Annotated in this window: 2 protein-coding genes; both read right to left on the bottom strand. The window is 53.3% G+C overall.

What is annotated here, in order from left to right; genetic code table 11:
* Window positions 1-462: response regulator transcription factor (locus H6A60_RS11465; protein WP_205104728.1), on the bottom strand; the 462-nt coding region annotated here is incomplete at its 3' end.
* Window positions 455-1256 (bottom strand): sensor histidine kinase (locus H6A60_RS11460; RefSeq protein WP_205104726.1); only part of this gene is annotated, 802 nt, incomplete at its 5' end. The genes H6A60_RS11460 and H6A60_RS11465, both read right to left, overlap by 8 nt.

Raw genomic sequence — 1256 nt, 5'->3', positions numbered from 1 at the left:
GTTTATATAGCGCTTCAAGCATTCTTCGTCGGAGAGAGCATGAGAGTCGTGAATTCTCTCGAATTCGGTACAAGCTTCCGTTATGGCTTTGAAGAGCTTCTCCCGGTCAACGGGCTTTTGCAGAAAATGGACGGCTCCATGCCGCATGGCGCTTACGGCAGTATCGATGGAAGCATGACCCGTAACGAAAACAATGGGCAGCTGGATGCTCCTCCGGCGCATTTCGTCCTGCAGCTCCAATCCGTTCATAGACGGCATCAACAGGTCCAGCACGACACAGCCGGGTTCGGCATCTGCGGCTTTCAAAAAAGCTTCCGCGCTTGTAAATGTCTTTGTGCGCCAACCGGCGCATTCAAGCAGAATCGATAAGGCTGAAAGTACGGTCGGTTCGTCGTCAACCAGACGGATGAGAAAACGATTGCGGCTTTGTCCCAGTTGTCGTTTGTGCGAAGAATCAGTCATGGGTATTGGCGCAGAAAGATAAAGATGACGGTTGGCGAAGAAGCGGCAGGCGAACAACAACAAGGAGGCCGCCTTTCTCTCTTCGGCTGAAACGAACGGCGCCTTGATGTGTTTCCAATATTGTTAAAGCGATGAGAATCCCGTAGCCCATGCCGTCCAGTTTCTCGGACTGCATGGGCCGACCGATTTTTGCGATGAAATCCTCCGAGAGTAGCGGTCCGTCGTTCTCGACGGAAATGACCGACTGGTCGCCCTCTGCGGATAGGCGCAGCTGAACGAACGTTTTTCCCGAACTGTGCGCTGCTTCGCAGGCGTTCTTCAGAAGATTGGCAAAAGCGATTTGGAGTGCGACGCGATCGCCGCATACCATCAAGGGCGTTTGCTTGCATGAAAACTCGGGATTGGCATGCAGCGCGGCGCCCACATCCGTCGTCACCTCTTTCAGCAGTTCAACGAGATCGAACGCCTCGGCAAGCGCACGAGATTTGGCATAGGAGCGGACGCGCTCAACGATGGAAGCGGCCTTGGAGACGGAATCGCTGATCTTGCTCGAAATCGTGCGGAGTTTGGCCGAATCAATTTCGGATTGATGCGTCATGAGTTCGACTGCATCCGCCAAATACTTCGTTGCGGCAAGCGGCTGATGAAGTTCATGCGCAATAACCGTTGAGAATTGATTGACGACGCCGAGTCTCAGCAGCTGGGACAGTTTCTTCTGTGCTTCCTGAATCTTTTGCTGAGCCTCTTTTAAATCGGCTGTCCGTCTACGAACAAGTGCTTCGACTCGCCACCAA

Origin of the sequence: Sutterella massiliensis, from assembly GCF_016899755.1 — a bacterium.
Taxonomy (GTDB): domain Bacteria; phylum Pseudomonadota; class Gammaproteobacteria; order Burkholderiales; family Burkholderiaceae_F; genus Sutterella; species Sutterella massiliensis.
Note: the sequence above shows the minus strand (reverse complement) of the source record. Positions and strands in the feature narration are given on the sequence as shown.